General features: G+C 66.1%; 20 protein-coding genes and 1 pseudogene. 14 read left to right on the top strand and 7 right to left on the bottom strand.

The window, feature by feature from the left end; all coding sequences use genetic code 11:
- Nucleotides 1–7: 7 nt before the first annotated feature.
- From MPSD_RS25310 to purD, 4 genes are read left to right on the top strand one after another with little or no spacing between them, the layout of a single operon-like run.
- Nucleotides 8–760, top strand: a complete 753-nt coding sequence (locus tag MPSD_RS25310) for an SDR family oxidoreductase (protein ID WP_086084734.1) — start codon at nt 8–10, stop codon at nt 758–760.
- A 46-nt stretch (nt 761–806) separates the two neighbouring features.
- Nucleotides 807–1,673: an NAD(P)-dependent oxidoreductase gene (locus MPSD_RS25305; RefSeq protein WP_086084733.1), complete on the top strand. Its 867-nt coding sequence runs from the start codon at nt 807–809 to the stop codon at nt 1,671–1,673.
- Nucleotides 1,673–2,110 (top strand): carboxymuconolactone decarboxylase family protein, encoded by a 438-nt coding sequence (locus MPSD_RS25300; RefSeq protein WP_086084732.1) that lies wholly within the window; start codon nt 1,673–1,675, stop codon nt 2,108–2,110. Before MPSD_RS25305 ends, MPSD_RS25300 begins: the two co-directional genes overlap by 1 nt.
- A 38-nt stretch (nt 2,111–2,148) precedes the next feature.
- Nucleotides 2,149–3,417: a phosphoribosylamine--glycine ligase gene (gene purD / locus MPSD_RS25295; RefSeq protein WP_086084731.1), complete on the top strand. Its 1,269-nt coding sequence runs from the start codon at nt 2,149–2,151 to the stop codon at nt 3,415–3,417.
- 39 nt (nt 3,418–3,456) lie between these two features.
- Here the strand turns inward: purD and MPSD_RS25290 are convergent, their stop codons facing one another.
- Nucleotides 3,457–4,995 (bottom strand): serine/threonine-protein kinase, encoded by a 1,539-nt coding sequence (locus MPSD_RS25290; RefSeq protein WP_036427100.1) that lies wholly within the window; start codon nt 4,993–4,995, stop codon nt 3,457–3,459.
- A 328-nt stretch (nt 4,996–5,323) separates the two neighbouring features.
- Here MPSD_RS25290 and MPSD_RS25285 point away from each other — a divergent pair, with 328 nt between their 5' ends.
- Complete coding sequence (locus tag MPSD_RS25285) at nt 5,324–6,238, top strand: universal stress protein (RefSeq protein WP_086084730.1); 915 nt, start codon at nt 5,324–5,326, stop codon at nt 6,236–6,238.
- Between the two features lie 28 nt (nt 6,239–6,266).
- On the opposite strand, the pseudogene MPSD_RS25280 reads toward MPSD_RS25285, so the two are convergent.
- The 3 genes and pseudogenes from MPSD_RS25280 to MPSD_RS25270 form a co-directional block, all read right to left on the bottom strand.
- A pseudogene (locus MPSD_RS25280) lies at nt 6,267–8,394 on the bottom strand (Rv1355c family protein).
- Nucleotides 8,395–8,841: 447 nt separating this feature from the next.
- Nucleotides 8,842–10,443 (bottom strand): gamma-glutamyltransferase family protein, encoded by a 1,602-nt coding sequence (locus MPSD_RS25275; RefSeq protein ID WP_086084729.1) that lies wholly within the window; start codon nt 10,441–10,443, stop codon nt 8,842–8,844.
- A gap of 67 nt (nt 10,444–10,510) precedes the next feature.
- Complete coding sequence (locus tag MPSD_RS25270) at nt 10,511–11,422, bottom strand: alpha/beta hydrolase-fold protein (protein ID WP_036426226.1); 912 nt, start codon at nt 11,420–11,422, stop codon at nt 10,511–10,513.
- 55 nt (nt 11,423–11,477) lie between these two features.
- Between MPSD_RS25270 and MPSD_RS25265 the strand changes: the two genes are divergently transcribed.
- Complete coding sequence (locus tag MPSD_RS25265; protein ID WP_085981880.1) at nt 11,478–12,101, top strand: TetR/AcrR family transcriptional regulator; 624 nt, start codon at nt 11,478–11,480, stop codon at nt 12,099–12,101.
- On the opposite strand, the gene MPSD_RS25260 is transcribed toward MPSD_RS25265, so the two are convergent.
- Complete coding sequence (locus MPSD_RS25260) at nt 12,098–12,859, bottom strand: DUF429 domain-containing protein (RefSeq protein WP_086084728.1); 762 nt, start codon at nt 12,857–12,859, stop codon at nt 12,098–12,100. The genes MPSD_RS25265 and MPSD_RS25260 overlap by 4 nt on opposite strands.
- Before the next feature lie 118 nt (nt 12,860–12,977).
- Here MPSD_RS25260 and purB point away from each other — a divergent pair, with 118 nt between their 5' ends.
- From purB to adhP, 6 genes are all read left to right on the top strand, one after another.
- Nucleotides 12,978–14,405, top strand: a complete 1,428-nt coding sequence (gene purB, locus MPSD_RS25255; RefSeq protein ID WP_020785818.1) for an adenylosuccinate lyase — start codon at nt 12,978–12,980, stop codon at nt 14,403–14,405.
- Nucleotides 14,402–15,658 (top strand): cytochrome P450, encoded by a 1,257-nt coding sequence (locus tag MPSD_RS25250; protein WP_020785819.1) that lies wholly within the window; start codon nt 14,402–14,404, stop codon nt 15,656–15,658. Before purB ends, MPSD_RS25250 begins: the two co-directional genes overlap by 4 nt.
- 286 nt (nt 15,659–15,944) lie before the next feature.
- Nucleotides 15,945–17,153, top strand: a complete 1,209-nt coding sequence (locus tag MPSD_RS25245) for a PPE family protein (protein WP_086084727.1) — start codon at nt 15,945–15,947, stop codon at nt 17,151–17,153.
- Between the two features lie 257 nt (nt 17,154–17,410).
- Nucleotides 17,411–18,646, top strand: coding sequence for a GAF domain-containing protein (locus MPSD_RS25240; protein ID WP_086084726.1), 1,236 nt, complete (start codon nt 17,411–17,413; stop codon nt 18,644–18,646).
- Nucleotides 18,647–18,777: 131 nt separating this feature from the next.
- Nucleotides 18,778–20,301, top strand: coding sequence for an aldehyde dehydrogenase (gene adh / locus MPSD_RS25235; protein ID WP_086084725.1), 1,524 nt, complete (start codon nt 18,778–18,780; stop codon nt 20,299–20,301).
- A gap of 51 nt (nt 20,302–20,352) precedes the next feature.
- On the top strand, nt 20,353–21,414 hold the full coding sequence (gene adhP, locus MPSD_RS25230; protein ID WP_020726699.1) for an alcohol dehydrogenase AdhP: 1,062 nt from the start codon (nt 20,353–20,355) through the stop codon (nt 21,412–21,414).
- On the opposite strand, the gene MPSD_RS25225 is transcribed toward adhP, so the two are convergent.
- The gene (locus tag MPSD_RS25225) at nt 21,405–22,025 is read right to left on the bottom strand and encodes a hypothetical protein (RefSeq protein ID WP_012396440.1); all 621 of its coding nucleotides are present in this window, start codon (nt 22,023–22,025) and stop codon (nt 21,405–21,407) included. The genes adhP and MPSD_RS25225 overlap by 10 nt on opposite strands.
- Nucleotides 22,026–22,089: 64 nt before the next feature.
- Between MPSD_RS25225 and MPSD_RS25220 the strand changes: the two genes are divergently transcribed.
- Together MPSD_RS25220 and MPSD_RS25215 are read left to right on the top strand one after the other, a co-directional pair.
- The gene (locus tag MPSD_RS25220) at nt 22,090–22,983 is read left to right on the top strand and encodes a phosphoribosylaminoimidazolesuccinocarboxamide synthase (protein ID WP_015357298.1); all 894 of its coding nucleotides are present in this window, start codon (nt 22,090–22,092) and stop codon (nt 22,981–22,983) included.
- Complete coding sequence (locus MPSD_RS25215; RefSeq protein ID WP_086084749.1) at nt 22,980–25,097, top strand: S9 family peptidase; 2,118 nt, start codon at nt 22,980–22,982, stop codon at nt 25,095–25,097. The genes MPSD_RS25220 and MPSD_RS25215 overlap by 4 nt, the downstream gene beginning before the upstream one ends.
- Here the strand turns inward: MPSD_RS25215 and MPSD_RS25210 are convergent.
- The gene (locus tag MPSD_RS25210; protein ID WP_011738826.1) at nt 25,056–25,505 is read right to left on the bottom strand and encodes a DoxX family protein; all 450 of its coding nucleotides are present in this window, start codon (nt 25,503–25,505) and stop codon (nt 25,056–25,058) included. The two genes, MPSD_RS25215 and MPSD_RS25210, sit on opposite strands and share 42 nt — an antisense overlap.
- Nucleotides 25,506–25,590: the final 85 nt, after the last annotated feature.

Raw genomic sequence — 25,590 nt, 5'->3', positions numbered from 1 at the left:
AGAACGCGTGGGACAGTTCGAGAACAAGGTGGCGATCGTCACCGGGGCGGCGCAGGGTATTGGCCAGGCGTATGCGGACACCCTGGCTCGCGAGGGTGCGCGCGTGGTCGTCGCCGACATCAATGCCGAGGCCGCCGAGAAGACCGCAAAGCAGATTGTCGCCGACGGTGGCACGGCAATTCATGTGCCCGTGGATGTTTCCGATGAGGAGTCGGCCAGGGCGATGGCCGATCGTACGGTCAGCGAGTTCGGCGGCATCGACTACCTGGTGAACAACGCCGCGATCTACGGCGGCATGAAGCTCGACCTACTGCTGACGGTGCCGTTGGATTACTACAAGAAGTTCATGAGCGTCAACCACGACGGGGTGCTGGTGTGCACGCGCGCCGTGTACAAGCACATGGCCAAACGCGGTGGCGGGGCAATCGTGAACCAGTCGTCGACGGCGGCGTGGCTGTACTCGAACTTCTATGGTTTGGCCAAAGTCGGGGTCAACGGGCTTACCCAACAGCTTTCCCGTGAGCTTGGCGGAATGAAGATCCGGATCAATGCGATCGCGCCGGGACCGATCGACACCGAAGCCACCAGAACCGTCACGCCCGGCGAGTTCGTCAGGGACATGGTCAAGCAGATCCCGTTGAGCCGGATGGGGACTCCCGAGGACCTGGTGGGGATGTGCCTGTTCTTGCTCGGCGACCAGGCCTCCTGGATTACCGGGCAGATCTTCAATGTCGATGGCGGCCAGATCATCCGCTCGTAGCCACCGGAGACGATGCAAAGCCAAGCGATGACAAGGAGCGGCGCACATGTCTGAGCACCCGAAACTCGGGTACATCGGTCTGGGCAACCAGGGTGCCCCGATGGCCAAACGCCTGCTCGACTGGCCCGGCGGCCTAGTGGTTTACGACGTCCGGGCCGAGGCGATGACGCCGTTGGCCGAAGCCGGCGCCAGCGCCGCCGCCAGCGTCGCCGAGGTCGCCGGCGCCGACATCATCAGCGTGACCGTGCTCAACGACGCCCAGGTGCGTGAGGTGATCACCGGTGCGAACGGTCTGGCGGCACACGCGCGCGCGGGCACCATCATTGCGATTCACTCCACGATCAGCGACACCACCGCCGAAGAACTCGCGCGGGAACTGCGCCCGCGCGGGATTCACGTCATTTACGCGCCGGTCAGCGGTGGTGCGGGAGCCGCTAGCAAGGGCCAACTGGCCACCATGGTGGGGGCCGGCGACGACGTCTTTGCCCGGGTCAAAGAGCCGTTCTCGTGCTGGGCATCGCTGGTGGTACATGCCGGCCCGCCCGGTGCGGGCACCCGAATGAAGCTGGCCCGCAACATGCTGACCTTCACCATTTATGCGGCCGTCGGCGAGGCCTGGAAGCTGGCCGAGGCAAGTGGGGTGAACCTGCAGGATCTGGGCAACGTGGTGCGCCACACGGACAAACTGACCAGCGGCGCCGGGTCGATCATGTTCCGTGATAACACGAAAGACCTTGAGCCTGGCCATTTCCTGTACGACGGATTTGTGCACGCCCGCGATCTTGGTGAGAAGGATCTGGGGCTGGCGCTGGCGTTGGGTGAGGCGCTGTCGGTCGATCTGCCGCTGGCTAGGCTCGCGCTGGAGCGGCTTGCGCCCGGTCTTGGGGTACCGCACACACAGAAGGACGCGTAATGGACGAACTGCGCCGCAAGGGCCTGGACAAGATGAACGAGGTCTACGGCTGGGAGATGCCCAACATCGAGGGTGACGCGTACTTCGACCCGACCGTTGATCACCTCTTCGGCACGATCTGGACCCGGCCGGGGCTGTCGATGCGCGACAGACGTCTCATGACGCTGACGGCGGTGACGGCGATCGGAAATCGCGACCTGGCCGAGATCCAGATCAACGCCGCGCTGCTCAACGGGGAACTCACCGAGGCCGAACTGAAGGAAATGGCGGTCTTCCTCACCCACTACCTCGGGTTTCCGCTGGGTTCGGGGCTCAATGGTGCGGTCGACACCGTGGTGGCGCGGCGTAAGAAGGCCGCGGCGAAGGGCGCCGGCGAGGACAAGAAGGGCAACGTCGACGACGCGTTGAAGATGCACTCGGGCGGCAAGCCGGACTGAGACGGTACCGGGCCGGGTGAGCCCGCTAGGCTTGCCCCGTGCGCGTCCTGGTGATCGGCTCCGGTGCCCGTGAACATGCTCTACTGCTGGCACTCGCCCGCGACCCGCAGGTCAGCGGGCTAGTTGTCGCTCCCGGGAACGCGGGCACCGCCCGGCTGGCCGAGCAACACGATGTCGATGTCACCTCCGGTGACGACGTCGTCGCGCTGGCCCGCGAGGTGCGCGCCGACCTGGTGGTTATCGGCCCGGAGGTGCCACTGGTCCTCGGGGTGGCCGACGCCGTTCGCGCGGCCGGAATCGTGTGTTTCGGCCCCAGCAAGGACGCGGCGTGCATCGAGGGATCCAAGGCGTTCGCCAAAGAGGTGATGGCCGCGGCCGGGGTACGCACCGCCAGCAGCGAGATCGTCGATAACCCCGCGCGCTTGGACGCCGCTCTCGATCGATTCGGGCCGCCCGCCGGTGACCCGGCCTGGGTGGTGAAAGACGACCACCTGGCCGCGGGCAAGGGTGTGGTGGTCACACCGGAGCGTGATGCCGCCCGGGCACACGCTGCCGGGCTGCTGGAAGCGGGGCACCCGGTGCTGCTGGAGTCGTATCTGGACGGCCCCGAGGTATCGCTGTTCTGCGTGATCGACTGTGAGACCGTGGTGCCGCTGCTACCGGCGCAGGACTTCAAGCGGGCCGGAGAAGGTGATACCGGCCCCAACACCGGAGGAATGGGCGCCTACGCGCCGCTGCCCTGGCTGCCCGACGACAGCTACCGGCAAGTCGTCACCGAGATCATCGAACCCGTTGCGGCCGAGCTAGTTCGGCGTGGTTGCCCGTTCTCCGGATTGCTCTACGCCGGCCTGGCGATCACCGCGAAGGGGCCGGCGGTGGTCGAATTCAATTGCCGTTTCGGTGATCCGGAGACCCAGGCAGTGCTGGTGTTGCTGGACTCACCGCTCGGTCAGTTGCTGCACGCCGCCGGTAGCGGAAAGCTGGCCGAATTCGGCGAACTGCGCTGGCGCGAGGGTGCCGCGGTGGCGGTGGTACTGGCCGCGGAGAACTATCCCGGACGGCCCCGCCTTGGCGACGTCATCGTCGGCGCCGACGCTGACGGGATCTTGCATGCGGGCACGGCACGCCGCGACGACGGGGCGATCGTGTCATCCGGGGGCAGGGTGCTCTCGGCGGTGGGAACCGGTGCTGACCTGGCCGCGGCGCGCGCGGACGCGTACCGCATTCTGGGGTCGATTCGTCTGCCGGGCAGTCATTTCCGCAATGACATTGGGCTGCTCGCCGCGCAGGGCAGGGTCGGCGGCTAACCCACCTCCCGAGCGGGCGATGCCCCTTTGGCGGCTTTCCTATCCCTGGTACTGCGGGCAGTAGGCGGTGATCGCCGCGTTGATGCCGGCGGACGCCTGTACGGGCGTGATTCCGGTGTTGTTCACGGTCGCGGCGGCGGCATCATGGGGGGTTCCCCCGTTTTGCAGGCTGGTGCATACGGCACGGCCGGTGGCGGCCGCGGTTGCGGGGTCGGTGACGGTGATACCGGGAATCTCTGACATCAGGGACAGGAAACTCTGGTCGGGGCTGGGGGGATGTGGTGGTGCCGGCGGCGCCACAACGGGCGCGGGAATTCTGGAAACCGTTGGCGCGGAAATGATCTGGGTTTCGGCCGGTCGCTGTGGTGGCGGCGCGACTCGGTGCGGGGCCGGCACGGGTGGCATGGGCCGCGGCGGTGGCGGGTGCTGTGCCACCGGTTGGGTCGGCGACGGCGGAGGGCCTTGTTCCGGGGATGCGGCCAGCGTCCTGTGCGCAGAGGCAGTGGTGTCATTGGAGATCGAGTAGCCACTGGCGCCGACGGCAGTGAGCGCTAGCACCGTCGATGCTGCCGCGAAGATGCGCCACCTACCGCGCCGTTGCGGCGTTTCGCGGTCAGCCAAGGTTCGAGGCGCCGGGGTGGCCTTGGCCGGCCTGCTCGCCAGAGGTGCCGGCATGGTCGAAGCCGAGGACTTCGGGTGCCGGCCACAGCGGGCGGCCCGCGCGAACGCGTGCGCGAAATCTATGCATCGGGCGTATCGATCGGCGGGATTCTTCGCCAGAGCCACGGCCAGCACCGGGTCGAAGGCCGCGAGTTTGGGGCGGGTCTGGGCCAGCGCCGGTGGCGGGGTGGACAGGTGGCGACTGATCACCACGGCCGGGTTGGTGTGCGGGAACAATGTTGTCCCGGTCAGCAGGTGGTAGACGGTGGCGGCGAGCGCGTACTGATCGGCACGTCCGTCGATCGGTTCGTCCATCAGCTGTTCGGGCGCGGCGTAGGGGAACGTTCCGATGGTCATGTTGGTGGCGGTCAGACCACTGGCGTCGCCGATGTTGCGCGCTATTCCGAAGTCGCCCAACAGGATTCTCTGGCCGTCTTCGCCGGGGTCGCTGAGCAAGATGTTCGCCGGGCTGACGTCGCGGTGCAGCAGATCATGGTGCTGATGCGCGTAGTCGAGCGCGTTGGCGATCGCCGCGATGATTGTCGACACCTGATCTGCCGGCATGCCGACCGGGTAGTGGTCCCGTAGCAGGCTCGCCGCGTCGGTTCCCTCGACGTAGTCCATCGAGATCCAGAGAGCGCCGGCATGTTCGCCCCGGTCGTTCACCCGGACGATGTTCGGATGCCACAGCGCGGCGGCAACGTCGGCCTCCCTGATGAAGCGACGACGATAGTCGTCGTCGGCACAGACGCCGGCGCCGAGGACCTTGAGCGCTTCGTGGCGGGGCAACCGTGGGTGCTTGGCGAGGTAGACCTCGCCCATGCCGCCGGAACCCAGCAACCGGAGGATGGTGTATCCGGCAAATATTTCTCCGGCAGTCAACCCGATGCCGGGGTCTTGATGAACTAGCCCAACCATCACGCCGTCCATTGCAGTGTTGCCGGCGCCGGCTCAGCGCTGGCCTGGGATTAGTCTAGGTAGTTCACGTTCCGTTTACCATGACGCCATCACCGGTTCATTGAAAAGTCTTACCTGATGGCCGGGTGCCGCCGCTAGCCGGACGACCAGCGAGCAACATCGTGGCGCTGGTTCGCGGCACCGTTGTCACGCGGTGTGCCGGCATCGCGGGGCCGAAGTGAAAGGTCGTTTGGTCCCTAAGGGTTGGGACGAATGCCTCCTGACGACCGCGCCACCGGGTTCTAGCGTCGAACCTAGGCAGCGGAGCTTTCAAGGGATAGGCGGCGGAATGGGCGGCGAGGTAGTGGATCCGGGAATCGTCATCGGCATCGACGGCTCGCCCGGCTCCGATGCGGCGCTGAAATGGGCCGTCCAGGAGGCCACGATGCGCAACGTGGCACTGACCGTGGTGCATGCTGCGGCCTACGTGCCGGACGCTGCGCCCAAGGTCGAATGGTTCGGCGACCCGGCTCCCGATGAACTTCTGCAGCAACTGGACACGCGGGCCCAGCAGGTTCTGGCCGACGCGGTGCAGATCGTCAAGGACGCCACCGGCGATCATCGTCTGCGCATCATCCATGAGCTCAGTTCGCAGTCACCCGTTCCCGCGCTCGTCGAGCTGTCCAGGAAAGCCCACCTGGTGGTGGTGGGCAGTCGCGGTCAGGGGTTGGTGAAGCGCATGCTGCTGGGCTCGGTCAGCACCGGGCTGGTCCATCACGCCCACTGCCCGGTCGCGGTGGTACCCAGCGAAGTCCCGTCACCGGTTGAGGGGCCGGTTGTGGTCGGCATCGATGGCTCGCCGGCGTCGGAGCTTGCCACCGCCATCGCTTTCGACGAGGCCTCCTGGCGGGGTGCGGAACTGGTCGCGCTACACGCCTGGACCGATGCCGAGATCCCCGCGGCGGCGAATCGGGACTGGACCGGCACCACCAGGACGTCGTGGTCGGGGCTGCAAGCGGCGGCCGACGAAACGCTGGCCGAGCGATTGGTCGGCTGGCGGGAACGCTATCCAGACGTGGTGGTCCGTCGAGTCGTCGTGGTCAACCGTGCCACCCAGCACCTGATCGAGCACGCGGAGTCCGCCCAGCTTGTGGTTGTCGGCAGCCATGGGCGCGGAGGATTCTCCGGGATGTTGCTCGGGTCGGTCAGCACCGCGGTGGTACATGCGGTCCGCGCACCCGTGATCGTCGCCAGGCAGGGCTAGCACCCGGCGCAAGAATCGCTGGTCGAAACTAGCCCGAGCCCGTCATCGCTGCGGCCGAAACGGTGCCCAGGCTGCGCCGCAGACTACGCACCGATGTTTTCGGGGCATGCGAGAACCTGAACAACAGCACGTGTGACTCGTCGGCTCTGGTGTGCGTCAGCGCCCGCAGCCGCTCTTGGAGGGAACCCAGGTGCGCGGCGAAATCGGGTGACAACCCACGTAGTTCGTCGTCGTTGCGCGCGTAGAGGAACACCGGAGCCAGGGGCTGCACCGCCAATCCGAGGTGTTGCGCGGTGATCCACACCGCCTCCATGGCCGAGCCGCCGCGCGCGTAGTCGGCCAGAGTATCGCCTTGAATGGACACCACGCCGAAGCCCGAGCTGGCACAGATGCGGGCGCGCGTGTAGTTGCCGAGCCCCGCACCGGCCTCCCACTCGGCGAGCTTACGTATCACGTCCGGGCGTCTGGCGATGTTGAAGCCGGTCAGCTCCCAGCGGTCCATCTCCAGGCTGCGCATGTCGATACCCGACTCCATGGAATCGGTGGTTGGCCAACGGATCTCCGACAACATCTCGGCGTGCATGTGCTGGGTCAGGTACCGAACGCGGTCTGAGGCGGCGAAAATCGACGCCACGTCCGCGATCTTGTCTGCACCGGTCAACAACTGCAGCCGAGCGCCCTCGGCCGCGGCCACCGCTTCCAGGGACGCGGCAACCCCGTCCTCGAGTGCGACAGCGGCACCCCGATGACGATTGGTTTCCCGCAGCCACATCGGCTCATAGAGGCGGGCCAGGTTGGGGTCCCCGCCGTCGGCAAGCTTGACCACGGCCGACAGTCGATGCCCGTGCCCGGCGATGTCGGCAGGTCCAAGTACTCCGTGTTTGGCCGCGGCAACTCGGGCGTTGAACCATGCGGCGCCGACGGCGACGGCGCTAGCGCGGTAGTCGACGTCCAACGTCGCGACGTGCTCGGTCGAGAGCTCGATGGTCACCGAATTCGGGTCGGTCTCGATATGCCAAGGCTGATTATTGGCGGCCGACGGCGCCCGATTGGCCGCGGCCGCGACGATGAGGTGCGCGGCTGACTCCGGTGGTTCGGCGGCCATCGCACAGTCCGCGCCCGACGGGCTGGATTCGTCATGCGGGGCGGGTTCGGCAACCCGATCGAGCGCCTGCCCGACGTCGATGCGCACCCGGCCCGATGCAAGCGGCTCGTTCAACCCGATGCGGCGCACGGCTTCACAGACCGCGGTCGCCCCGAGCGAGACCTCGCTGGCCAACTGCGGCCAGGTTGCCAGGGTTTGCTCGATCTCGACCAGCGAGGCCGCGGACCGGGTGGATAGTCCCTGGATGTCGAACAACCGGAGGATATAGGGGAGCTTCTCTCGATTGGACAAGCCCGACAGCTCGTCGAGGTCGATATCGCCCAACAGTCCGTGCAGGATGGGGCGCGACGGATCCATGTCGAACCGTTCGATGTCCACCAGGCCCCGGTCGCTGGTTGCCATCAGCACCGGAATGTGTCGTGCCCGGGCGGCGAGGCGGACCCCAACCTTCATGTCGAGCGAGTCGCATTCCTCGACGAGTATGTCGAGGCCGTCCAGGAACGCGTCCATGGCCGCGGCGGACAGCCCGGACGTGTTGACCTCCACGGGGAGGTAGGGATCGAGTTCGGCGATGCGCCGAGCCGCCACCGTCGCCTTGTTCACTCCCAGGTCGAAAACCGTTGCCGGTACCCGGTTGAGGTTGGAAACCTCGAGGGTATCGAAGTCGGCGAGCCGCAGCGTGCCGCACAGTCCTTGGGTGGCCAGCATGTGCGCGACGGCATGCCCCACGCTCAGGCCCACCACGCCGATCTTGAGCCGATCCGAGTCGATCCTGTTCGGAGCCGGTGATCAGGTTCCGGTTGCGATCCAGCCGCAGCGCCCGAAAAGATCTGGGGCCGAGGATGCTGACCACCGTCTTGCGCCAGGGATAAAACGCCCATCGCTTGGATTCGGCCATAATTTCCGGGGCCAGCGGGGGCAGCACACTTTGGGCATTGGCCTTCTGCTCGTCCCATCTGTCGATCACCTCGATATGTGGATCGGCGCGCAACTCCGCCAACGTACGCCGATCGCTAACATCGGACTCATCGAGGATCACCGGGCGATTCACCGGCTCAGAGTAGCAACGGTCATCTTTTGGGGCGCGCTTGACTGGTGGTGTTGGAATCGCGGCAAATGGCGGCTGGTCGCTCGCCGCCGGATGTTTGCCAGTCGTCGACCAGATGCGTCGGCCCCGTCGCCGCGAATCGACCGCGATCATGCTGCGTGCCTGGTCCGGGCCCGGTTGACCGCCCGCATGCGGCTTGTCCGCGGACCGATTGCTGGTTGGGATGGAAAGAATCGGCATTCGGTTTGGGGATCGCGCCAATCCGGCCTCCGTCTTGGCCCAAAAAATCATCCCAGCTAACGACATTTGCCGTCAGCAAGATTGGTTTAGGGCGAGATCGTGGTTTCTAATTCTTGGTGCGAGTTGCTCGGACCAAATCATCATCGGATGACATTTCGATTGGACGTGCGGCAGTGAATTTGGAATGACGATGCAAATCGACGGCCGTGGTCAGAAGGCGGCGGCCTGACCGTCTCGGCGTGGGTCACTGGCGGCCAGGTAGCCATGCTCGAGCCGCCAAATCGCTTGGCAGCTACCGAACTCGTTGTAGTCCTCGACGGTAACCAGATCGTGGCCACGGCGGCGCAACTCGTCCAGCGTCGACGGTGGAAAGCCCTTCTCACAGCTGACTTTCAATCCCTGGACCCATCGGAATCGGGGACCGTCACATGCCGCTTGCGGATTCTGGCCGTAGTCGGCGATGCGGACCATCATCTGTACATGTCCTTGGGGCTGCATCTGGGCGCCCATCACGCCGAAACTGAGTACCGGGGCGCCGTCCTTGGTGACAAAACCGGGAATGATGGTGTGGTAGGGGCGTTTTCGGGGTCCGACCTGGTTCGGGTGTCCTGGTGTTGCAACAAAACCCGATCCCCTGTTTTGCAGTGATATCCCTGTTCCGGGCACCACCACGCCGGAACCGAACCCCATATAGTTCGACTGGATCATCGATACCATCAAGCCGTCGGCATCGGCTGCCGTGAGATAGATGGTCCCCCCTTTGGGGGTCCCGGCCGAAGCTGGCTTTGCCTGTTTGAGGTCGATCAGTGCCGCCCGCCCTCTGAGGTATTCCTTGTCGAGGAGTTGGTCGGGCCCCACCGTCATGTGGTCGATATCGGCCAGCTGGTGCTGGGCATCGCTGAAAGCCAGCTTCAGCGCCTCGATCTGCAGGTGCACGCTGTCGGCGGAATCGACTGGATAACAGGACATGTCGAACTGGTCGAGGATCCCGAGCGCGATCAGCGCCACGATGCCCTGGCCGTTGGGCGGAATCTCGTGGATGGTGTAGTCGCGGTAGTTTGTGCTGATGGTGCCGACCCAGTCGGTGCGGTGCGCGGCCAGATCGCTGGCGCGCAGCGCTGCGTCATTGGCCCTCGCGTGCGCTTCCAGCTTGTCGGCCAGCTCGCCTCGGTAAAACGCTGCCCCCGTGCTGGCGGCGATCTTCTCGAGTGTGTCCGCGTGGTCGGGAAAGGTGAACAGCTCGCCGGGCTTCGGCGCCCGACCGCCGGGCAGGAACGCCTCAGCGAATCCGGGCTGGTCCGCGAACAGGGCCACTTGAGCCTGCCATTGTGCGGATACCTTTGGTGATACCAGAAAGCCGTTGCGGCCGTACGTGATAGCGGGACCGAAGAGCCGTTCAAAGGGCAGCTTGCCGAACTTGGCGTGCAGGTCCACCCATGCCGATACGGCGCCCGGCACGGTCACCGAATTCCAGCCGAGCATCGGAACGCCCTTGCCGCAGAAGTATTCCGGCGTCCACGCCGCAGGCGAGCGGCCGGATGCGTTGAGCCCATGCAGCTGTTGGCCGTCCCAGACGATGGCGAAGGCGTCCGAGCCGATGCCGTTGGACACCGGTTCCACCAGGGTGAGGGTGATGGCGGTGGCGATAGCGGCGTCGACGGCGTTCCCGCCTTCGGCAAGCATCCGAAGACCCGCTTGGGCGGCCAGCGGCTGTGAGGTGCACACGGCGTTGGCGGCCAGGATGGGCGTGTGCGGCCATGCGTACGGAAAGGTCCAGCCGAAGGGCGAGGCGGATCCGGCAGATGAGGTCACCGCCGGATCGTTGCACGTAGCTGCGGCGGGCTCAATTGAGGTGGCCGGCTCCCGGCGGGCGCCGGGGCTACGCCACCAGCAGTGGCGCCATCCAGGTCAGCTCCGCGGGCAGTTGCGAGCTCCAGAATCCGCCGTTGTGCCCGCCGGGGGAGAATCCGCCCGCGGGCGGATTCGGAAGTTGAGCGATGAACTGCTTGGTCGCGCTGTAGAACGGATCGCTGTCGCCACAATCCACTCGGATCGGGATCGAGCCGAGTGCCGGCATGCCCCATACCGAGTTGGCCGCATAGTCGGCGGCCCCGTCGAAGGCTCCCGGTGCGGCCGCGCCGGCCGAGGTCCACAGCGCCGGGCTCACCGCACAGATCGCCGCGGTGCGGGCCGGGCCGAGCCGTCCGCCCAGCAGCAATGCGCCGTAGCCGCCCATGGACCAGCCGAGGAAGGCCACCCGTGAGGTGTCCAGGCGCTGGGAATCCAGCATCGGGATGAGTTCGTCGAGCACCATGGCCCCGGAGTCCTCCCCGGACGCTCGCTTGTGCCAGTAGCTACCCTCGCCGTCGACGGCCACCACCGCGAACGGCGGCAACCCGGCGTTGACGGCCTGGGCGAGGCCCTGCTCGACCCCGCCGGCCATCACGGTGGCCGCGTCACTGCCCTTACCGTGGAGCGCGATCACCGGCCGCAGCGGCTGGGTCTGGCCGGGCGGGCGGGCGATCGCCCAGTTCGTCGTGATCCCGCCTCGAGCCGCTGACACAAACGAGCCGGTGGTCATCGTCGGAGCTGCCTGCGCGGGCGGGGGCGGATCGAGCGGCCGTGCCGGAGCCAATGGAACGTTTGTGCCAATCGCCGGCGCGGGCGCGGCACGCGAAGTCCGCGGCAAAAGCGCCATGTCGAGTGCATATGCGCCGACCGCGCCAAGGGTGGCGCTGGCGCCGAGACCGAGCACGGCGCGGCGGCTGAGGTCTGGCATGCGGGCCATCATGTCATGGACGTTTGGCGAAAATGGCAATGCAGTACCACTTTTGCTGGCAGCATGTGTGGGCGTGACGGCAGCTGTTACTCGAAAAGGAGAACGTCGGCGGTATGCGTTGGTAAGTGCCGCCGCCGAGCTGCTTGGCGAGGGTGGGTTCGAAGCGGTGCGCCACCGGGCGGTCGCGCGGCGGGCTGGACTGCCGCTGGCGTCGACCACTTACTACTTCTCTTCCCTAGACGATTTGATCGCCCGGGCGGTCGAACACGTCGGGATGATCGAGGTGGCGCAATTACGGGCCAGGGTCAACGCGCTGTCGCGGCGGCGTCGGGGCCCTGAAACCACCGCTGACGTGCTTGTTGACCTCCTGGTGGGGGATGTCTCCAGTCCTGGGCTCGCTGAGCAGCTGATATCGCGATATGAGCGCAATATCGCTTGTACCCGCCTGCCGGCGTTGCGCGAAAGCATGCGTCGCAGCTTGCGTCAGCGTGCTGAGGCGGTCGCCGAGGCCATCGAACGATCCGGGCGTTCCGTGCGCATCGAACTGGTGTGCACATTGATCTGCGCGGTCGACGGCTCGGTGGTGTCCGCCCTGGTAGAGGGGCGGGATCCGCGTGCCGCGGCGCTGGCGACGGTGGTCGATCTGATCGACGTGCTGGCGCCGGTCGATCAGCGGCCGGTCCAGGTCTAGCGCCTGGCTGTAGGCGCCGGGGTCAGGCCGGCCGGCAGGGTCGGCGTCAGGATGTAACCGCTGGTGAGGTCTCCGTAGACGGTGATGTCGGCGGGGCATCGTTCGGCGTACAACGCCACATAGGCGCACACGACGGCATCGACCGGGTCTTCGGCGCGGCGCAGCTCGCACTTGCGCTGCGCGGTCACCACCTGCCGGCGCAACGAGAGCCAGTCCTGGTTCCCGGTCACCTGCAGCGGCACCGGCGCGGTGCGCAGTGCTTCGACCTCGTCCATCAGTCGCAGCAGCTCCGATCTGAGCCGATCGACGCTGCGGCCAGGTTTGGCCTTGTATTTCAAGGTGCGTGGCAGCCGAAACAGGGCCACCGTGGCCGCGTGTGGATAGACCTCGATGGCGCGCCGGGAAGCGGGGGAGAAGGGGTCGATATCAAGGCTCAGGGAGTCGGCCAGGCGTGCGGCCCGCGGACCGCGGGCAAACTCGGGCTTTCCAGTGTTGACTGGATGTGCGCTCGCCTCGAACTTGCGAAAGTCCCGGTTGAGTGCGGTCTCGGCCGGCCGCTGGCCGGTGGCATTGGCCACCACCAGCGGCGCGTCGAAGGCGACCCGGCAAGCACCCCGCAGATAGGGCCCTAGCGCCGCGAGCACCGCGGCATCCTCGCGGACCGCGCCGGCGCAGACCAGGTGACCGTCCGAGTCGAGCACCGCGACGCCGGTCGGATTGCGACCGGCCCAGGCCAGATCCACGCCGGCGAAGTACACCTGGCCAGGGTAGGGCGGCCTCATCCGGGTGCCCCTACCTTGCCGACCGGTCGCCCGCATCCGGGATCTGGACCTGCCCGGAGTGCTCGACCGTAAGCTGTGTCTTCGTGAGGACCAAGTGAGCGTTCCCAACGTCCTGGCCGCCCGCTATGCCAGCGCCGAGATGGTTGCGATCTGGTCGCCGCAGGCCAAGGTGGTGGCCGAGCGGCGGCTCTGGCTGGCGGTGCTGCGGGCGCAGCGGGAGTTAGGCGCAAAGGGCACCGATGTTCCTGCCGACGCGATCGCCGACTACGAGCGGGTGATCGATGACGTGGACCTGGACTCGATCGCGTCCCGCGAGCGGGTGCTGCGCCACGACGTGAAGGCCCGCATCGAGGAATTCAACGCCCTGGCCGGCCACGAGCACGTGCACAAGGGGATGACCAGCCGGGACTTGACCGAGAACGTGGAGCAGCTGCAGATCCGGCAGTCGCTGGACCTGACCTTCGCTCACGGGGTGGCGGTGGCGGCGCGGCTGGCCGAGCGGGCGGTGGCCTACCGCGATCTGGTGATGGCCGGGCGCAGCCACAACGTCGCAGCGCAGGCCACCACGCTGGGCAAAAGATTCGCCTCGGCGGCCCAAGAGACACTGATTGCCCTGGTCCGGTTGCGGGAGTTGATCGACCGCTACCCGTTGCGCGGGATCAAGGGCCCGATGGGCACCGCCCAGGACATGCTCGATCTGCTGGACGGTGACTCGGCCAAGTTGACCGACCTCGAACAGCGGGTGGCCGACTTCCTGGGCTTCTCGACGGTGTTGACCAGTGTCGGGCAGGTCTACCCGCGTTCACTGGACCACGACGTGGTCTCCGCGCTGGTGCAGCTGGGCGCGGGTCCTTCCTCGTTGGCACACACCATCAGGCTGATGGCCGGCCACGAGCTGGTCACCGAAGGTTTCGCGCCGGGGCAGGTCGGTTCGTCGGCGATGCCGCACAAGATGAACACCCGCAGTTGCGAACGCGTCAATGGGCTTCAGGTGGTGCTGCGCGGATACGCCTCCATGGCCGCCGAGCTCGCCGGTGCGCAGTGGAACGAGGGCGACGTGTTCTGCTCGGTGGTGCGTCGAGTCGTGTTGCCGGACAGCTTCTTTGCCATTGACGGTCAGACCGAGACATTCCTGACGGTGCTGGACGAGTTCGGAGCCTATCCGGCGGTGATCGCGCGTGAGCTGGACCGCTACTTGCCGTTCCTGGCCACCACCAAGGTGCTGATGGCGGCGGTGCGCGCCGGTATGGGGCGGGAGTCGGCCCATCACGTGATCCGCGAACACGCGGTGGCCACGGCACTGGCGATGCGTGAACACGGGTCCGAACCCGACTTGCTGGACCGGTTGGCCGCCGATCCGCGGTTGCCGCTGGATCGCGCGGCACTGGACGCGGCGCTGGCCGACAAGGCGGCATTCACCGGTGCCGCGGCCGACCAGGTTGACCAGGTGGCCGCGCAGGTCGACGCTCTGGTGGGTCGCTACCCGGAGGCGGCCAAATACGCTCCGGGGGCAATTCTGTGACATCCGCCGGCGTGCTCTCCAAGATCGACTTCACCGATCTGGACAACTTCGCCGACGGTTTCCCGCACGCGCTGTTCGCGATCCATCGCCGCGAAGCACCGGTGTACTGGCACGAGCCGACCGACAACACCCCCGACGGAGAAGGCTTCTGGTCGGTGGCCACGTACCCGGAAACTCTCGAGGTGCTTCGTGATCCGGTGACCTACTCATCGGTTACCGGCGGCCAGCGTCCCTTTGGTGGCACCTTGTTGCAGGACCTGGCCATTGCGGGACAGGTGCTCAACATGATGGATGACCCGCGGCATGCGCAGATCCGGCGGCTGGTCAGCTCCGGGTTGACACCGCGGATGATCCGCCGGGTGGAGGACGACCTGCGTGCCCGGACCCGGCGGCTCCTGGACGCGGTGGTGCCGGGTGAACCTTTCGACTTCCTGGTGGACGTGGCCGCGGAACTGCCGATGCAGATGATCTGCATCCTGCTGGGAGTGCCTGAATCTGAACGGCATTGGCTATTCGAGGCCATTGAACCCCAGTTCGATTTCGGTGGCTCGCGCAAGGCGGCGGTTTCGCAGCTGTCGGTCGCGCAGACGGCCGAGGAGGCCGCGTCGCGGATGTACTCCTACGGCCAGGAGCTGATCGCATCCAAGCGTGCCGCGCCCACCGGCGACATGTTGTCCGTGGTGGCCAACGCAATGGTGGACGGGGGAGATGAGCCGGCCCTGTCCGATCTCGAGCTGTACCTGTTCTTCAGCCTGCTGTTCAGCGCTGGGGCGGAGACGACACGCAACGCGGTGGCGGGCGGGCTGCTGGCGCTGGCCGAGCATCCAGAACAACTGCGCGCGCTGCGTGGCGATCTCGACTTGTTACCGACGGCGGTCGAGGAGATGGTGCGCTGGACGTCGCCGTCTCCGTCTAAACGGCGTACCGCCACCCGTGACGTCACCTTGGCCGGGTGCTCGATCGAGGCCGGGCAGAAGGTGCAGATCTGGGAAGGCTCTGCCAACCGCGATGCCCGGATATTCGACCACGCTGACGAGTTCGATATCACGCGAAAGCCAAACCCGCACTTGGGATTCGGGCAAGGCGTTCACTATTGTCTGGGGGCCAATCTGGCCCGGCTGGAGCTGCGCGTGCTATTCGAGGAGCTGCTCGGCCGGTTTGGTGTCGTGCTGGTTGGCCAGCCGGTCGAATGGACCCGCAGTAACCGGCACACCGGGATCCGACACCTGGTCGTAGAACTGTTTGGTGGGTAGCGCTATCGGGTAGCCGGCCCGGCTGACGCCATGGGTCGCGCTCGTCCTGGAGCTACCCGGGCGGCCATCGATGTGTGGTGGTGCATCTTCGCGCGATGGCCTACCCATCCGCTATAGTGTCCGATATCGGCTACTATTCTCATCTGCCGGGTGTCCACCGTCACAGGTCAAACCCCAAGTGAGACAAGTCGCTTCGGGTACCTAAGGTTGCTTTGGGTACCTATAGTTCGCGGTAGGTAGTGTGCGACGCGGCTCTTGGGATGGGCCGCTGAGGGGAGAAGACTCGATGACGGCGATTATGTGGATGGCCTCGCCGCCGGAGGTGCACTCGGGCTTGCTCAGCAGTGGCCCGGGCGCCGGTCCGATGCTGGCGTCTGCTGCCGCATGGAAGTCGTTGAGCGGCGAGTACGCCTCTGCCGCAGCGGAGCTCGCTGGCTTGGTGGGTGCGGTGCCCCAGGTGTGGTGGGGCCCAGCCGAGCAGAGTTATGCGGCTGCCAATGAGCGCTATCTTGCGTGGTTGACCCAGGTCAGCGCGGATTACGCGCGCCAGGCCGCCCTGGTCGACGTGGTGGTGGCCGCGTACGGCGCTGCGGTGGCGGCGATGCCGAGTTTGGTCGAACTGGCGGCAAACCACACCGTTCACGCGGTGCTGTCGGCGACGAATTTCTCCGGGGTCAATACGATCCCGATTGCCGTGAACGAGATGGACTATGTGCGGATGTGGGTCCAAGCGGCCGCCGTGATGGGCACCTACCAAATGATTACGCAGGGGGAGTTGCTAGCGGCGCCAAACATTGCCCCAGCCCCGTGGATACTCGTACCCGGCGGTGAAGCAGCCGCGGTCGTCGGCCCCGCGGCCTCGGCAGCTGCCGCGACACCACCGCTTGCAGCGCTGATCGCATTGATCGTTGCTGCGATAGAGACTCCCAGCATTGCCACCGTACTTGCGGCGCTGGTGGCCATTGTTGCATTTCCAGTGCAAGCGGTCGTATTTTTTTTCAGCACCCTTCTTGGTCAATTCTTTTCGTGGATTCCCGTAATTTCGTTGTCGTATGCCCAAATCATCATCGGGTACTTTGTCGGATTTCTCGCGGCAGCGCCGGTGCTCACTTCTGGCGCCGAGATTGCGGTGCCGGTGAGCGTGCCGCTCGGTGTGGGGCGCCACCTCTATGACGTGCAGATGGCGAATGCCGACCTCGCCGAGGTCGAACGGGTTGCGGAGAGATCCAGGGAGGTGCTGGTCAGCGCACATCACGCGATAGCGCCCCAGCCGCTGTCCGATTCGGTATCGACGGTGGCTTCGGTGGATGTGCCGGCGGTGGCGCCAAGTGATCAGGGTGCCGGCCCGTGGGGATTTGTCAGCACCGCCAGCAAGGGGATCGTGGCGCAGCCGAGCGGGCTTACCACGTTGGCTGGCGCCGAGGTTGGCGATGGCCCGGCAATGCCGATGCTGCCGGCCACTTGGGGGCCGGCATTGGCTACCGTCGCGGGCTGAGGCGCGGCGGGTGCGAGGGCGCTCGCGACTTGGGTTGGCCAGGGTCGCATCCCGGTAGGGACGAAGCGGTGCGGTTGGGCGGTCGGCGTTGCTGGTCGGCGCCTTCGGTGGCGGGGCCAAAGGCCCCTGCCTGGTGGGCGCGGATTCGGTTATCGTGAGTCATGCGCGCTCACTGAGTCGCAGGTGAGCGCACCGCGAAGGTATTGCTGGTGGCAACGATGAGGACTGCGAATGAGATAGCCGCAGCACGGCTTTCGATGCCGGCGCTGCGTGCCCTGCGGGACCGGTTCGTTGCCGGTCGGGTCGATTCGACATATCTGGATTCCACTCCGGTGCGGCGTATCGTCGCCGACAGCTGGCGGCGCAGCCTGGCGACCGGCGTGGACCCGGACCGCGGTGGCGGGCAGATCGCGCAGCTCTCCGACACCGTGGAGCGGCTGCGCAGTGCGCACCCACTGGCGCCGGTGCTTCCCCTCATTCGCCGCCTGCTGATCGATGATGCTGCCGACTCGGGCGTCATTGTTGCGGTGACGTCCGCCGACGGCACCTTGCTGTGGGTGGACGGTGACCGCCGCGCCTGTCGAAAAGCCGAGTCGATGGACTTCGTGCCCGGGGCCGACTGGAGTGAGCGCGGCGCCGGCACCAACGCTCCCGGAACCGCGCTGGCGCTGGATCGAGAGCTTCAGATTCGCGGATCAGAACACTTCTCCCGCTTGGTGCAACCGTGGAACTGCACCGCGGTGCCGGTGCACGACCCGTCGACCGGTGTGCTGATCGGGGCCATCGACCTCACCGGCGGCGAAAGCGTCGCCTCACCCCAGACGTTGGCGTTGTTGCGGGCCACCGGCGTCGCCGTGGAAAGCCAGCTGGCCCTGCTGCGCAGCGGCGCTGTGCAGCCGCAGCCGTCGCGACAGGCGCAACTGTCGGTGCTGGGTGCGCAGCGACCCTCCTGGCGGGTCGCGGGGATGGGCCCGACAATGTTGGCCGGTCGTCACGCCGACATCCTGGTCCTGCTCGACCGGCACCCCGAGGGGCTCAGTGCCGATCACCTCGCCGTGCTGCTCGATGACCGCGAACTCGATGTCGTGACTATTCGCGCGGAGATGTCCCGGCTGCGTCGCGTGGTGGGGGAGCACCTGATCGCCTCGCGTCCCTACCGGCTCACCGAACCCATCGCCACCGATGTCGGCGATGTCTTCGACGCCGTGCGTCGCGGCGACCTGGCCGAGGCGCTGCGCCACTACGCCGGTGCGTTGCTGCCGCAATCGGTGTCCCCGGGCATCGCGCGGGTGCGCACCGAACTCAGCAACACCTTGCGGGCCGCCGTTGTCGCATCCAATGATGCCGATCTCCTGGCGAATTGGCTCAGGCTGCCGGAGGCGCGCGATGACCGGCAAGGCTGGCGAATGCTCTACGACCGCTCGCCGGCCGGCTCGCCACGGCGGGCGCAGGCCCAGGGCCACCTGGCTGGCCTGGACTTCGATCTGGCCTGAGGTTTCGCCGTTGCGGGGGCGTGCAACGGTGCTGCAACCCTCACGTTCCTAGATTTGTGATGACCGACACATTTTCGGGGTGGCACAAACTTCATACAGCCCCATCAAGCCAGGTTAAGGCAGGTGAAACCATGACCGTGTTCGCACGTCCGGGCGCGCACAGTTCATTGATGACTTTCGAGTCCCGCTACGGCAACTTCATCGGCGGCGAGTGGGTCGCGCCGGCCGCAGGCGAGTACTTCGAGGACCTAACCCCGGTAACCGGCGCACCGTTCTGCGAGGTGCCACGCTCCACCGATGTCGATGTCGAAAAGGCACTCGACGCGGCCCACGCCGCGGCGCCCGCCTGGGGCAAGGCCGCACCCGCCGAGCGGGCAGCGATTCTGCACAAGATCGCCGATCGGATGGAGGCGAACCTCGAAGCGCTCGCGCTGGCCGAGTCCTGGGACAACGGCAAGCCGATCCGCGAGACGCTCAACGCCGACATTCCGCTGGCGATCGACCACTTCCGGTACTTCGCCGGGGCCATCCGCGCCCAGGAAGGCTCGCTGAGCCAAATCGACTCCGACACCGTGGCCTATCACTTCCATGAACCGCTGGGCGTGGTGGGTCAGATCATCCCGTGGAACTTCCCGCTGTTGATGGCCACCTGGAAGCTGGCCCCCGCCCTGGCCGCCGGCAACGCCGTTGTGCTCAAGCCCGCCGAGCAGACCCCGGCCTCGATCCTGTACCTGATGAGTCTGATCGGTGACCTGCTACCCGCCGGTGTGGTCAACGTGGTCAACGGATTTGGGGTCGAGGCCGGCAAGCCGCTGGCATCGAGCAACCGAATCGCCAAGATCGCCTTCACCGGAGAGACCACCACCGGACGGCTGATCATGCAATATGCCAGCCAGAACCTGATCCCGGTGACGCTGGAGCTGGGCGGCAAGAGCCCCAACATCTTCTTCTCCGACGTGCTGGCCGCCCACGACGACTACCAGGACAAGGCGCTGGAGGGCTTCACCATGTTCGCCCTCAACCAGGGCGAGGTGTGCACCTGCCCGTCCCGCGGCCTGATTCAGGCCGACATCTACGACCGGTTCCTGGAACTGGCGGCGATCCGCACCAAGACCGTGCGCCAGGGGGATCCACTCGACATCGAGACCATGATCGGCGCGCAGGCCTCCAACGACCAGCTGCAAAAGATCTTGTCCTACATCGAGATCGGCAAAGAGGAGGGTGCGCGGGTGGTCACCGGGGGTGAGCGCTGCGAACTGGGCGGCGACCTCAACGGCGGCTACTACGTGCAGCCCACCATCTTCGAAGGCACCAACAACATGCGCATCTTCCAAGAGGAGATCTTCGGCCCGGTGGTCTCGGTCACCTCGTTCACCGATTACGACGACGCGATCCGCATCGCCAACGACACCCTCTACGGGCTAGGCGCGGGTGTGTGGAGCCGTGACGGCAACACCGCGTATCGGGCCGGGCGTGACATCAAGGCCGGCCGCGTCTGGACGAACTGCTACCACGCCTATCCCGCCCACGCGGCGTTCGGCGGCTACAAGCAGTCCGGCATCGGACGCGAGAACCACAAGATGATGCTCGACCACTACCAGCAGACCAAGAACCTGCTGGTGTCCTACGGCAGCAAGGCCCAGGGCTTCTTCTGATCGCGTTTCGAAAAAGACCCACCAATAAGACCGTCAACGATTGGAACCGTCATGACCCAGACACTGGCTAACCCAGGTGCAACGCAGGCGACCGAAACCCTGCGCGCGGCGGTCGTCACCGGATTCGGCGAGCCGTTGCAGATCAAGGAACTCGCGTTGCCCACCCCGGGCTACGGTGAGGCACTTGTCAAACTCGAGACCTCGGGTGTGTGCCACACCGATCTGCATGCGGCACATGGAGATTGGCCGGTCAAGCCGGCCCCGCCGTTCGTTCCCGGGCATGAAGGCTGCGGCACCGTGGTCGCGCTCGGGGACGGCGTCACCGACCTGAAGGTCGGCGACAAGGTGGGCAATGCCTGGCTGTGGTCGGCGTGCGGCAGCTGCGAACAGTGCCGTACCGGATGGGAAACGCTGTGCGAAAACCAGCGCAATGGCGGTTACACCGTCAACGGCAGCTTCGGCACCTACATGCTGGTCAACGCCGACTACGCGGCACGCATCCCCGACGGTGCCGACCCGCTCGAGGTCGCGCCGATCCTGTGCGCCGGTGTCACCGTCTACAAGGGGCTCAAGGTGACCGACACCCGGCCGGGCCAGTGGGTCGCCATTTCAGGAATCGGCGGGCTCGGCCATGTTGCCGTGCAGTACGCCCGCGCGATGGGCTTGCGGGTGGTGGCCATCGACATCGATGACGACAAGCTCGCGCTGGCCGCCCGGCTGGGTGCCGAACTGGTGGTCAATGCCCGTACCAGCGATGTCGTCGCGCAGGTGCAAGAAGCCACCGGCGGGGTGCACGGCGTCCTGGTCACCGCCGTGCATCCGCAGGCGTTTGGGCAGGCCATCGGGCTGGCGCGGCGCGGCGGAACGATCGTGTTCAACGGGCTACCCCCGGGGGACTTCCCGGCGCCGATCTTCGACATCGTGCTCAAGGGCCTGACGATTCGCGGTTCGATTGTCGGCACCCGCCAGGACATGGCCGAGGCGCTGGACTTCTACGCCCGCGGTTTGATTCACCCCACGGTGGAAGGCGCCGCGCTCGAAGACATCAACCACGTCTTCGAGCGCATGGAGCGCGGACAGATCGACGGCCGCGTCGTCATCGACTACCGGTAGCGAAGCCTGACCCCGGCCGCCCGCAATTCAAGTGCGGCCAGGCCGCGGATGATGGCCGGATCCTCGCGGCGCCAGCCACCAACCGGATCCGCGCTGACGGCCGCCAGCTTGGCCGCTGGACGGTTGGTCAACGCCCGAAGGGCCAGCAGCTGCTGGCCCGCCGCCGTGGCGGCCAGGGCCGTCACGGTCCACTTGCGCCGGAAGAACCGCAACCGTAGGAACAACCACGGCATGGCCACGGCCAGGATCGGCGTGGCGGCCACCGCGAGTGCGAGCACGATCGCCAGCCAGCTCGCCGTGGAATCCAGATTGTGTCCGGCCTCGGCGATGCCGAGTGCGGCGTCGGCCGCGGCGGCAATCGGCTTGCTGACCGCATCGCCCACCAACGGGATGTGCTGGGCGCCGTGCCCCGCCGAGGCCAAGTTGCCCGCGACCCCTTGCGAGCCGGTCTCGATCTGGTGCCCCGCTTCGGCGATCGCCGAGATGGCGCGGTGCACGGCGATGCCGACGAATACCCACAGCGTGGTCCAGACGGCCACGGTGATATCGCTGAACAATTGGATCGCCAACCGGAGCGGCCTGGTGGAGTAGGGCAAGAACCGCGATTTCATACCACTGATACCAGCACAGCTCCCGGCAGAATGGGGCGGTCTGGTTGCCCGATAGGCTGGCCCGATGCGCCCCCAATTGTCCGACTACCAGCACCTGGCCAGCGGCAAGGTTCGCGAGCTATACCGCGTGGACGACGAGCATCTGCTGCTGGTCGCCTCCGACCGGATCTCGGCCTACGACTACGTGCTCGACAGCATGATCCCGGACAAGGGCCGCATCCTGACCGCGATGAGCGTGTTTTTCTTCGGCCTGGTCGACGCCCCCAACCACCTGGCCGGCCCCCCGGACGACCCGCGGATCCCCGACGAGGTGCTTGGTCGCGCGCTGGTGGTACGCCAGCTGGAGATGCTTCCGGTGGAATGCGTGGCCCGCGGCTACCTGACCGGGTCAGGGCTGCTGGACTACCAGGCGAGTGGGAAGGTCTGCGGTATCGCCCTGCCGCCTGGCCTGGTCGAGGCCAGCAAGTTCGCCGAGCCACTGTTCACCCCGGCCACCAAGGCCGAGCTGGGTGACCACGATGAAAACATTTCCTTCGCCCAAGTGATCGAGACGGTTGGCGGGGTACGCGCCAACCAGCTGCGCGACCGCACCCTGCAGATCTACGTCAAGGCCGCCGACCACGCCCTGACCAGAGGAATCATCATCGCCGACACCAAGTTCGAATTCGGCGCCGACCGCGACGGTAACCTGCTGCTGGCCGATGAGATCTTCACCCCCGATTCGTCGCGGTACTGGCCCGCCGATGAGTACCGGGCCGGGGTGGTCCAGAACAGCTTCGACAAGCAATTCGTCCGCAACTGGCTTACCAGTGCGGAATCCGGTTGGGACCGCGGCGGTGATCAGCCGCCACCCTCGTTGCCGGATCACATCATCGAAGCCACACGGGAGCGCTACATCGAAGCCTACGAACGAATTTCGGGTCTCAGTTTCGGTGAATGGATCGGGCCGGGCGCATGACCGATCCCACCCTTCCCCCCGTCGCCAAGCGCGTGGAGATTCGCCGGGAGCACCACGGCGACGTCTTTGTAGACCCCTACGAGTGGCTGCGCGACAAGGACAGCGTCGAAGTCATCGCACATCTCGAGGCCGAAAACACCTATACCGATCAGACCACCGCGCATCTCGAGCCGTTGCGGCAGAAGATCTTCGATGAGATCAAAGCCCGCACCAAGGAAACGGATCTCTCGGTTCCGACGCGACGCGGCAACTGGTGGTACTACGCCCGCACGTTCGAGGGAAGACAGTACGGCGTGCACTGTCGTTGCCCGGCCGCAGACCCGGACGACTGGAATCCGCCGCAATTCGACGAGCACACCGAGATACCGGGCGAACAGGTTCTGCTCGACGAGAACGAGGAAGCCGAAGGCCACGATTTCTTCGCCTTGGGCGCGGCCAGTGTCAGCCTGGACGACAACGTGCTGGCCTATTCGGTAGATGTGGTCGGCGACGAGCGTTACACCTTGCGGTTCAAGGACTTACGCACCGGCCAGCGCTACCCGGATGAAATCGCAGACATCGGCGCGGGCGCGACATGGGCCGCCGACCACCGCACCGTCTACTACATCACCGTTGACGCCGCCTGGCGCCCGGACACGGTGTGGCGCTACCGACTCGGCTCACCCGGATCGTCGGAACGGGTCTACCACGAACCCGACGAACGATTCTGGCTGGGCGTCGGACGTACCCGCAGCAACAAATACATTTTCATCGCGGCGGGCTCCTCGGTGACCTCCGAGATGTGCTACGCGGATTCGGCCGACCCCAGCGCCCAATTCACCATCGTGCTGCCGCGCCGCGAGGGCGTCGAGTATTCGGTGGAACACGCCGTGATCGGTGGGCAGGACAGGTTCCTCATCCTGCACAACGACGGCGCGGTGAACTTCACCCTGGTGGAGGCACCGGTCGACGACCCGACCCGGCAACGCACCCTCATCCCACATCGCGAGGACGTGCGCCTGGACGGCGTGGACGCCTTTGCCGCCCACCTGGTGGTCAGCTACCGCATCGAGGCGTTGCCCCGCATCCAGCTGTGGCCGCTGACCGCCGACGGTGATTACGGCGAGGTCGAAGACGTCGTGTTCGACTCCGAGCTGATGTCGGCCGGCCTGGGCGCCAATCCCAATTGGGATTGCCCCAAATTGCGAGTAGGCGCAGGATCTTTCATCACCCCGGTGCGCATCTACGACATCGACTTTTGCACCGGTGAGCGCACCTTGCTGCGAGAGCAGCCGGTGCTGGGTGGCTATCGTCGCGAAGACTATGTCGAGCGCCGTGACTGGGCTCATGCCGAAGACGGCACCCGTATCCCGATCTCGATCGTGTATCGCGGCGGCATCCAGCTTCCGGCGCCGGCAATGATCTACGGCTACGGCGCTTACGAGATATGTGAAGACCCACGCTTTTCCATCGCGCGATTGTCACTGCTGGATCGGGGAATGGTGTTCGTCATCGCCCACGTTCGTGGCGGTGGCGAGATGGGTCGGTTGTGGTACGAACACGGAAAGTTGTTGCAGAAGAAGAACACCTTTACCGACTTCATCGCGGTGGCGGAGCATCTGGTGGAATCGGGCCTGACCCAGCCGGAACGTCTGGTGGCATTGGGGGGCAGCGCGGGAGGGCTGCTGATGGGTGCGGTGGCCAACATGGCTCCGGAACTTTTCGCCGGAATTCTTGCCCAGGTGCCCTTCGTGGATCCGCTGACCACGATTCTGGATCCGTCGCTACCGCTTACCGTCACCGAATGGGACGAGTGGGGAAACCCGTTGAGCGACAGCGAAGTCTATGCCTACATGAAGTCATACTCGCCGTATGAGAACGTCGCGGACCGGCGGTATCCGGCCATCTTGGCGATGACTTCGCTCAACGATACCCGGGTGTACTTCGTGGAGCCGGCCAAATGGGTTGCCGCGCTTCGTCATGCCAACGGTGACGGCAATCAGGTGCTGCTGAAGACGCAGATGAACGCCGGGCACGGCGGTATCAGCGGGCGATACGAACGCTGGAAGGAAACCGCCTTCCAATACGCGTGGTTACTGGCAGCCGCCGGTTGCGACGATAGCGGCGGCGGCTAGGAATACGAGCTCCTCGGCGCTGCGCACAGATAGCCGCGTCGTCATCGACTTGGGTGGGCTGGGCATCCGGGCGGCATAGATGTTGGCGGGGAACATCGCCAGCATCAGGATCAGCAAGCACAGTGCCGCTGCCACCCGGGTGACCGGCAGCAGCAGGCCGGCGGCGCCCAGCAGTTCCAGCGCTCCGGTGATGGAGACCAATAGCCCGGGCGCCGGCAGCCGGGGCGGCACGATCGCGACGAGGTCGCCGCGTAGCGGCGGCGCGAAATGCGCGATGCCGGTCAGGGTGAACATTGCCGCCAGTCCGACCGCGATCGCGGCGGACCAGCTGTCCAGGTAAGCGACGCCGAGCTGGCCGATGATGCGGGCCACGATGCTGCCCAGCACCAGGGTGATCATCGGTGCCATCTGAGCCTCCCAACAATCTAGTCGATGACAAGATTGACCGTCAGGCTAACCCGCGGAACTATTCACTGTCAAGATTGGCTTGTAT

This window comes from Mycobacterium pseudoshottsii JCM 15466 (genome assembly GCF_003584745.1).
GTDB lineage: Bacteria > Actinomycetota > Actinomycetes > Mycobacteriales > Mycobacteriaceae > Mycobacterium > Mycobacterium marinum.
This window is presented reverse-complemented; position numbering and strand designations above follow the sequence as displayed.